This is a genomic window from Kitasatospora sp. NPDC057542 (genome assembly GCF_042801945.1).
Classification (GTDB): Bacteria; Actinomycetota; Actinomycetes; order Streptomycetales; family Streptomycetaceae; genus Kitasatospora.
This window is the reverse complement of sequence record NZ_JBHVFE010000405.1, coordinates 1-8,296: the sequence shown is the minus strand read 5'-3', so window position 1 is coordinate 8,296 and position 8,296 is coordinate 1. Positions and strand designations below refer to the sequence as shown.

Annotated in this window: 5 protein-coding genes; 2 read left to right on the top strand and 3 right to left on the bottom strand. The window is 74.4% G+C overall.

Features of this window, described 5'->3' with window-relative positions:
• Positions 1-119: 119 nt before the first annotated feature.
• The gene (locus ACFU7Y_RS34430; protein WP_380770721.1) at positions 120-3,416 is read left to right on the top strand and encodes a sacsin N-terminal ATP-binding-like domain-containing protein; all 3,297 of its coding nucleotides are present in this window, start codon (positions 120-122) and stop codon (positions 3,414-3,416) included.
• A 99-nt stretch (positions 3,417-3,515) separates the two neighbouring features.
• Here the strand turns inward: ACFU7Y_RS34430 and ACFU7Y_RS34425 are convergent, their stop codons facing one another.
• The 3 genes from ACFU7Y_RS34425 to ACFU7Y_RS34415 form a co-directional block, all read right to left on the bottom strand.
• The gene (locus ACFU7Y_RS34425) at positions 3,516-3,725 is read right to left on the bottom strand and encodes a hypothetical protein (protein WP_224279367.1); all 210 of its coding nucleotides are present in this window, start codon (positions 3,723-3,725) and stop codon (positions 3,516-3,518) included.
• Positions 3,726-3,803: 78 nt separating this feature from the next.
• Entirely contained in the window at positions 3,804-6,266 is a 2,463-nt protein-coding gene (locus ACFU7Y_RS34420) for an HAD-IC family P-type ATPase (protein ID WP_224279369.1), read from the bottom strand.
• A 52-nt stretch (positions 6,267-6,318) separates the two neighbouring features.
• The gene (locus ACFU7Y_RS34415) at positions 6,319-6,621 is read right to left on the bottom strand and encodes a DUF2530 domain-containing protein (RefSeq protein ID WP_224279371.1); all 303 of its coding nucleotides are present in this window, start codon (positions 6,619-6,621) and stop codon (positions 6,319-6,321) included.
• A gap of 175 nt (positions 6,622-6,796) precedes the next feature.
• Here ACFU7Y_RS34415 and ACFU7Y_RS34410 point away from each other — a divergent pair, with 175 nt between their 5' ends.
• Positions 6,797-8,257, top strand: a complete 1,461-nt coding sequence (locus ACFU7Y_RS34410) for an NCS2 family permease (RefSeq protein ID WP_224279373.1) — start codon at positions 6,797-6,799, stop codon at positions 8,255-8,257.
• Positions 8,258-8,296 lie beyond the last annotated feature (39 nt).

Sequence of the window (8,296 nt, the reverse complement as noted above, 5' to 3'; positions counted from 1 at the left end):
TTCCGGGCCCCTGCGCGGCCGTCCGTCGGGCCGTGGGCGACGGTCTGTGGTCGGGAGCAGTCAGTGGGGCAGGGAAGAATGCCCTACGACGAACAGGGCAGCGGAAGGCGGCAGGTCCAGTGGAACCTCGGATCATCGGCAGCGGCACGGACGAGCACCTCGCGGACCCCTTCGGCAGCGCCGCGCTGCGCCGGCGGGTGCTGGACGCCTGGGCCGCCTCGCCGGCCCGGTTCCGGGAGGACGCCAACGCCGAGGAGGAGCTGGCGCTCGGCGGCTACCGGGACCGCCTGGTGGTCGAGTTGGCGCAGAACGCGGCCGACGCCGCGGTCCGGGCCGGCCACGGCCCCGGCCGGCTGCGGCTGACCCTCGCCGACGGCGTGCTCGCCGCCGCCAACACCGGCGCCCCGCTGGACGCGGCCGCCGTCGAGTCGCTGTCCACCCTGCGCGCCTCCTCCAAGCGCGGTGAGGAGCCCGCCGTCGGCCGGTTCGGGGTCGGCTTCGCCGCCGTCCTCGCGGTCACCGACGAGCCCGCCGTGCTGAGCGCCACCGGCGGGGTGCGCTGGTCGCTCGGCGAGGCCCGGGCGCTGGCCGGGGCGCAGCCCGAGCTGGCCGACGAGCTGCGCCGCCGGGACGGCCACGTGCCGCTGCTGCGGCTGCCGTTCGCGGCCGAGGGCCCGGCCCCGGCGGGCTACGACACGGTGGTCGTGCTGCCGCTGCGGGACGCCGCCGCCGAGGACCTGACCCGCCGCCTGCTGGACGGGATCGACGACGCGCTGCTGCTCACCCTGCCCGGCCTGCGCGAGGTCGTGGTGGAGACCCCGGACGGCATCCGGACGCTCACCCGGGCCGCCGCCGAGACCGGCCCGGACGGGGTCACCGAGGTCACCGTCACCGACGACACGGGCGGCCGGCTGCGGCATACGGTCTGGCAGACCGCCGGCGCCTCCGGCACGCTCTCCGCCGAACTGCTGGTCGACCGGCCCACCGAGGAGCGCGCCCGCCCGTACTGGACGGTGACCTGGGCCGTCCCGGTCGGCCCGGACGGCGCCCCGCAGCGGCCCGGATCCGCCTCCGTGCTGCACGCGCCCACCCCCAGCGACGAGCCGGTCGGTCTGCCCGCGCTGCTGATCGCCTCCTACCCGCTGGACTCCACCCGCCGGCACGTCGCCCCCGGTCCGCTGGCCGACTTCCTCACCGAGCGCGCCGCCGACAGCTACGCCGAGTTGTTGCGCGCCCGCGGTGCCGACCTCGGCTCGCTCCGGCTCGTCCCGGCCCCGCTCGGCCGGGGCGCGCTGGACAACGCGCTGCGCGCCGCGGTGCTCTCCCGGCTGCCCGGCACGCCGTTCCTGCCGCACCCGGCGCCGGTCGAGGAGGGCACGCCCGCCCTGCGGCCCCGGGACGCGACGCTGCTGGAGGGCGCGGACGGCTCGGTCGTCGAGGCGCTCGCGCCGATCTTCCCCGGGCTGCTGCCGGCCGGCCTGGAGCGCCGCACCGAGCTGCGGGTGCTGAACGTACGCCGGGTGCCGCTGGCCGAGGTGGTGGACCAGCTCGGCGGCCTGGACCGCGAGCCCGCCTGGTGGCGCAACCTGTACGCGGCGCTCGGCGCCGCCGATCCGGAGGCACTCGGCGCGCTGCCCGTTCCGCTCGCGGACGGGCGGACGGTCACCGGGCCGCGGCGCGTCCTGCTGCCCTCCGAGGACGCCGACTGGGCGGCCTTCCCCGGCTACCCCGAATCGCTCGCGGGCGCGCTCGCCGCGCTCGACCTGCGGCTGGCCCACCCCGAGGCCGCCCATCCGCTGCTGGCCAGGCTCGGCGCCGGCACGGCCACCCCGGCCGGGGTGCTGGACACCCCCGAGGTGCGGGCCGCCGTCGCCCGCTCCTACGAGCTGGCCGAGGACGACCTGGACGCGGCTCTCGAACTCGCCGACGCCGTCCTGGCGTTGGTGAAGGCCGCCGCCCCGGAGCCGGGCGCCCACCCCTGGCTGGCCCGGCTGGCGCTGCTCGACGACGAGGGCGAGCCCGCCCGCGCCGGCGAGCTCGTGCTGCCCGGAAGCCCGTTCGCCGCGCTCGCGCGTGAGGAGGACGCCGGCTGGGTGGACGACGAACTGCTGGAGCGCTGGGGGCCGGAGGTGCTCGCCGCCGTCGGCGTGCTGGCCGACTTCGTCCTGGTGCGCGCCGAGGACGTGGTGCTCGACCCGGACGACCTGGAGCGGCTCGACCCCACCGTCCCGGCCGACCGCGCGGCCGGCGGCCACCCCACCGGCCTGCTGGACGAGGCACCGGACGGGCTCGCCGAGTGGGCCGAGGACGCGCTGGAGGCGCTGCAGGCCGACGAGGCGGTCGGCGTCCCGCCGGTGGCCGCCGAGCTGCTGGCCGTGCGCGACCTCGACCTGGTGGACGACGACGCCTGGCCGGAGGCGCTCGCCGCGCTGGCCCGCCCGCCCTACCGGGACGCCGTGGTCGATCCGGTGCGCACCCTGCTGCCGGACGGCTCGTACGCCGACCTGCCGCCGTACACCGCGTGGTGGCTGCGCGACCACCCGGTGCTGGCGGGCCGCGAGCCGGCCGGTCTGCGCGCCGCCGGGGCCGACCCGCTGCTGCGCGGCCTGTACGACGAGGCCCGCACCACCCTGGACGACCAGTTCCTGCACGCGCTCGGGGTGCGCACCACGCTGGCCGCGCTGCTCGTCGAGCCGCACGGGCCGGACGAGGTGCTGGACCGGATGACCGACCCGGCCGCCGAGGTCGGCCACCGCCAGCTGCACGGCATCCACACCGCGCTGGCCCGGGTGGACCGGGAGCGGATCGAGCCGCTGGACGTGGTGCGGGCGCTGCCGCCGCTGGACCCGGACACCGGGCGCCGGCCGGGCCACACCGTGGTGGTGGACGCCACCGAGGCGGTCGTCGCCGACGCCCCCGACCTGGTCCAGCTGCTGCACCCGTACCCGCTGCTGCCGGTCGCCCCGGCGCTGGCCGCCGACCTCGCCGAGCGGCTGCACGTGTCGCTGGCCAGCGAGGTGGCGGGCGGCCGGGTGCTCTCCGAGGGCGTGCTGCACCGGGTCCCGGCGGTGGTGCGGGAGCTGCTGCCCGGCTGCCCGGTCGCCTACGAGGAGCACGAGGAGCTGCTGGTCGTCGGGCCGGACGGCGGCGAGGCGGCGGTGGACTGGCGCTGGGACACCGGGGCGGACACCCCGGAGCCGCCGTACGACCCGGAGCTGGCCGAGGCCGGCGACGAGGACGACGAGTTCGAGGTCCCGCCGGTGCCCGGCCTGCTGCACGCGGCCACCCCGGAGGGCCTCGCCGCCGGGCTGGCCTGGTCGGTCGGACAGTGGCACCGCCGCTTCGAGGTGCTGGCCGCCCTCAGCGAGCCCGACCGCGCCTACGAGCTCTCGGCCGCCCGCGACTTCGAGGGCTGAGCCCGGCGGCGCACACCGGCCGGACTCTCGGCGGGTGCGCGCCTGCCGGGCTCGGCGGGTGCGCGCCTGCCGGGCTCAGCGGGTGCGCGCCTGCCGGGCTCAGCGGGTGCGTGCCCGCAGCCGCCAGTAGACGGTGGTGGTGGCGGTCAGCCAGACCGCGCCGAGCGTCACCAGTGCGGCGGTCCGCAGCGCGGGCGTCGGCCGGACGGCCACGCCGACGACCGCCATCGCCAGGGCGGCCGACCCGGCCGCCAGCAACCCGCCCAGGAAGGCGATGAACGCCTCCAACTCCCCACCCCTGCGCGCCATCCGGCACCCCCCTTCCGGGCCATCATCGGCTGCGCGCGGGGGTTTGTCACGCTGCGGCGTGCCCGGTCGCCGGGCACGTCACTCCAGGCCGCGGCGCTTCATGATGCGCCAGGTGATCTCCAGGGCGATGCCGCAGACCACCGCGATGGCGACGCCCGTGAGCGGGTCGCGGAAGCCGACCAGGGAGAGCTCGAAGAAGCTCTTCAGCGAGGGGACCAGCAGGACCAGGGCGAAGGCGCCACCCATGGCGCCGATCAGCAGCAGTCGCCACCAGGTGTACGGGCGGGCGACGATGGCGAGGACCCAGATGGCGATCAGGAAGAGCGTCAGGGTGGCCACGCTGGTGTCGGCCCTGAGGTCGGTCGCGTGGTTGGTGCGGGCGAGCGTGTAGGCGACGAAGGTGCCGGTGCCGGCGATGGCGCCGCCGGGGATCGCCAGCCGCAGCACGCGCTTGACGAAGCCGGTGCGGGCCCGCTCGTTGTTGGGGGCGAGTGCGAGGAAGAAGGCCGGCACGCCGATGGTCAGCGAGGACAGCACGGTGGAGTGCCGGGGCAGGAACGGGTACGGCGAGTGGGTGAAGATCACCAGGAGTGCCAGCAGGACCGAGTAGACCGTCTTCACCAGGAAGAGTGAGGCAACCCGCTCGATGTTGCCGATCACCCGGCGGCCCTCGGCGACCACCGACGGCAGCGTGGCGAAGGAGTCGTTCAGCAGCACGATCTGGGCGACCGCCTTGGTGGCGTCGGAGCCGGTGCCCATCGCCACGCCGATGTCGGCGTCCTTGAGCGCGAGCACGTCGTTGACGCCGTCACCGGTCATCGCCACGGTGTGGCCACGGGACTGCAGTGCCCCGACCAGCCGGCGCTTCTGCTGCGGGGTGACCCGGCCGAAGACACTGGTCCGGTCGGCGGTCTCGGCGAGCTCCTCCGGGTCGGCGGGCAGGGTGCGGGCGTCCAGCGGGTGATCGGCGCCGGGCAGGCCCAGGTGGCCGGCCACCGCGCCGACCGAGACTGCCGCGTCGCCGGAGATGACCTTGGCCCGGACCTGCTGGCCCTCGAAGTAGCGCAGGGTCTCGGCGGCGTCCGAGCGCAGCCGCTGCTGGAGCACCACCAGGGCGAGCGGGGTGAGGTCGGCGGCCGGGTCGGGGGAGTCCAGCGGGACGGGGGTGCGGCCCAGCAGCAGCACCCGCAGGCCCCGGGCGCCCAGCTCGTCCACCTCGGCCAGCGCCGGGTGCCCGGCGGGCAGCAGCACGTCGGGTGCGCCGAGCAGCCAGCTGGCCTCGCCGCCCTGCGGCTCCAGCAGCTGCACGCCGCTCCACTTGCGGGCGGAGGAGAAGGGCATCGCCTCGATCACCCGCCAGCCGTTCTTCGGCGTGCCCTCCGCGCCGTCGTCGCCGCGCCCGTACGCGTCGATGACGGCCTGCATGGACGGGTTGGGGCGGGCGTCGGCGCCGGCCATCACGGCCAGTGCGTGCTTGATGGTGTCCTTGTCGACGGCGGCGGGCTCCCCGTTCGAGAGCACCCGCAGGTCGACCACGTCCATGCCGCCCTCGGTGAGGGTGCCGGTCTTGTCCAGGCAGACGGTGTCCACGCGGGCCAGGCCCTCGATCGCCGGGAGCTCCTGGACCAGGCACTGCTTGCGGCCGAGCCGGACCACGCCGATCGCGAAGGCGACGGAGGTCAGCAGCACCAGTCCCTCGGGGACCATCGGCACGATGCCGGCCACCATGCGCCGCACGGCCTCGCGCCAGTCCCGGCCCTCGACGGCCAGCTGGCTGATGATCAGACCGAGGGCGGTGGGGATCAGCAGGTAGGTGATGAACCGCAGGATGCTGTCGATGCCGGTGCGCAGCTCCGACTTCACCAGGGTGAACTTGCTGGCCTCCTCGGCGAGCTGGGCCGCGTAGGCCTCGCGGCCGACCTTGGTGGCGGTGAACGCGCCCGCGCCGGCCACCACGAAGCTGCCGGACATCACCTGGTCGCCGGGCTGCTTGAGGACCGGGTCGGGTTCGCCGGTGAGCAGCGACTCGTCGATCTCCAGGCCGTCCGCCTCGGTGACCTCGCCGTCCACGATCACCTTGTCGCCGATGCCGAGCAGCACGGTGTCGTCGAGGACGATCTCGGAGACGCCGATCTGCTGGACGGCGCCGTCCCGGCGGACCTGCGGGCGCGCCTCGCCGATCAGCGCCAGGCTGTCCAGGGTCTTCTTGGCGCGCAGCTCCTGGATGATGCCGATCGCCGTGTTGGCCACGATGACCAGGCCGAACAGGCCGTCCTGGATCGGACCGACGATCAGGATGATCCCGAACATCACGCCGATGATCGCGTTGAAGCGGGTGAAGACGTTGGCCCGGACGATCTCCCTGGTGGACCGGCTGGACCGTACCGGGACGTCGTTGACCTGGCCCTTGGCGACCCGCTCGGCCACCTCGGCGGTGCTCAGGCCGCCGCGCCGGCCGGGCAGCAGGCCGAGGGGGTGTGCTCCGTCCGGGTGGTTTCCGTCGGTCGGCCGCTCTTCCGCTGGCTGGGCAGGCTGCGTCATGGCACCGACTCTACGGGTGCCTTATGACCGATGCGTGCTACTAAAGGACTATTCAGTCCGACTGGGTGGCCGGGTTCTGGCCGTTGTGCCGGGCCGTGTGTTCGGCCGCCTCGGCGGCGCGGCTGCGGGCGATGGCGGCCCGCCGGGCGCGGCAGTACCAGACGCCGAGCAGGCCGAGCAGGCCGCCGGAGAGGCAGATCCAGGGCCAGGTGCCGTGGCCGTGCGCCGAGAGGGTGCCCTGGAAGGGGATCAGGGCGAGGAAGGCGATGAACCACAGCACCGTGCCGCCGCCGACGATGGCGACGTCGTTGGCCTCCAGCGGAGGGGGCGAGGGGTGCAGTGGCGTCTTGGGCATGGGGCCTAGCGTACGGTGCGGTGGGCGGCTTTGTGGGCGCCGTGACCCCGTGCAGGCTCTACGCGCGAAGATAGCGCGTGTGCGATCGGGAAACCATACTTAAGGATCTGCGCCCGGCCACCGACGCCCCGGGCGTCCCCTCCCTCTCCTCAGCTCCCCCACAGAGGACGCACGCATGCCTGTGGTCCAGCCGACCACCGAGTCGCCCGAACCCGCCGACGCCGCGCCGCAGCCCCCCACGAGCGCCGTCGACCGCTTCTTCCGGATCAGCGAGCGAGGCTCGACCCTGTCGCGCGAGATCCGCGGTGGTGTCGCCACCTTCTTCACCATGGCGTACATCCTGGTGCTGAACCCGATCATCCTGGCCAGCGGCACGGACATCACCGGGACGCACCTGAACAGCGCCCAGCTGGTCACCGCCACCGCCCTGACCGCGGGTCTCACCACCCTCCTGATGGGCGTCATCGGCAACGTCCCGATCGGCCTGGCCGCCGGCCTCGGCGTCAACACGATCGTGGCGCTCCAGCTCGCCCCCAAGATGACCTGGCCGGACGCCATGGGCATGGTCGTGCTGGCCGGCTTCGCGATCATGCTGCTGGTCGCCACCGGTCTGCGCGAGCGGGTCATGAGCGCCGTCCCGCTCGGCCTGCGCAAGGCCATCGCGATCGGTATCGGTCTGTTCATCAGCCTGGTCGGTCTGGTCGACTCCGGCTTCGTCAGCCGCATCCCGGACGCCGCCCACACCACCGTCCCGCTCCAGCTGGGCGGCAACGGGCACCTGCTCGGCTTCCCGGTGCTGATCTTCGTGATCGGCCTGACGCTCACCCTGATCCTGCTGATCCGCAAGGTGCCCGGCGCCATCCTGATCAGCATCGCGGTCTCCACCGCGCTCGCCGTGATCATCGACAAGGTGGCCGACGTCCCGGCGCTCAAGTGGGGCCTCACCGTCCCGATCTGGCCGGGCAACCCGGTCTCCGAGCCGGACTTCGGGCTGATCGGCAAGGTCAGCCTGTTCGGCGGCTTCGAGAAGGTCGGCGTGCTGACCGGCGTGCTGTTCGTCTTCACCGTGCTGATGTCGTGCTTCTTCGACGCGATGGGCACCATCCTCGGCGTGGCCGACGAGGCCCACCTGCTGGACGAGAAGGGCGACCTGCCCGGCATCAACAAGGTCCTGATGGTCGACGGCATCGCCACCGCGGCCGGCGGCGCCACCTCGGCCTCCGCCAACACCTGCTTCGTCGAGTCCACCGCCGGCGTCGGCGAGGGCGCCCGGACCGGCTTCGCCTCGATCGTCACCGGCCTGCTCTTCGCGCTGGCGCTCTTCCTCACCCCGCTCGCCACCATGGTCCCGGCCCAGGCCGCGACCCCGGCCCTGATCGCCGTCGGCTTCCTGATCCTGGCCAACTCGATCAAGGAGATCGACTGGGCCGACTACACGATCGCGATCCCGGCCTTCCTGACCATCGTGGTGATGCCGTTCACCTACAGCATCACCAACGGCATCGGCATGGGCTTCATCGCCTTCTGCGTGCTGCGCCTGGCCGCCGGCCGCGGCCGCGAGGTCCCCGCCCCCATGTATGCGGTGGCGGCGGTGTTCGCCTTCTACTACCTGATGCCGGCCCTCGGCCTGCTCTGACGCCGTACGGCCCCCCGCGGCCCCGTCCTCCCGCTCGGG